This window comes from Caproicibacter fermentans (genome assembly GCF_009746625.1).
GTDB classification, from domain to species: Bacteria; Bacillota; Clostridia; order Oscillospirales; family Acutalibacteraceae; genus Caproicibacter; species Caproicibacter fermentans.
This window is the reverse complement of sequence record NZ_VWXL01000066.1, coordinates 1-526: the sequence shown is the minus strand read 5'-3', so window position 1 is coordinate 526 and position 526 is coordinate 1. Positions and strand designations below refer to the sequence as shown.

The 526-nt window shown below is 54.4% G+C and carries 1 protein-coding gene and 1 tRNA gene; both read left to right on the top strand.

The window, feature by feature from the left end:
* Window positions 1–134: 134 nt before the first annotated feature.
* Window positions 135–211: transfer RNA gene (locus CAFE_RS11830), tRNA-Ile, on the top strand.
* Between the two features lie 15 nt (window positions 212–226).
* Entirely contained in the window at window positions 227–463 is a 237-nt protein-coding gene (locus CAFE_RS11825) for a hypothetical protein (RefSeq protein WP_066649249.1), read from the top strand.
* Window positions 464–526: the final 63 nt, after the last annotated feature.

The following is a 526-nucleotide window of genomic DNA, read 5'->3' as shown; positions in this document are numbered from 1 at the left end:
GTCCGCGGTCACGACGCGCCGGGGCGTTTCAGAAATGAAAAGGCTCGCGGTCGCGGAGAGAACCGCAGAGGAAGTCTGCAAAATACTGGCTATAGTGGCAGAAAGACCGGATAGCCTCAAAGCCGGAGAAATATGGGCTTATAGCTCAGCCGGTTAGAGCGCACGCCTGATAAGCGTGAGGTCGGTGGTTCGAGTCCACTTAAGCCCACCAGCAGGCTGAGCCTGCATGCACGACGCGCTGAAGCATTCTGGAGACAGGAAGCGGAATGTCGCGGAAATGGATGCGGCAAAAGTCTGGAAACGGCAAACAGGAAGCGAAAGCGGAATGGGAGCCAAAATTACATACGGGGTTTCAGTCCGCGACAGCAAGTTTGGGAAACCAGCGGGCAAAGGCGCGATGAAAGACACTGTGTGTCCATATGATGTTCTGGTCCATGCAAATGGAAAAGAGTATTGTGTGTAATCTGATGGCTGGGAAAGGCCGCGACAGGCAAGGTTCTTTGAACTGAAAGCTGACCCGCGACGT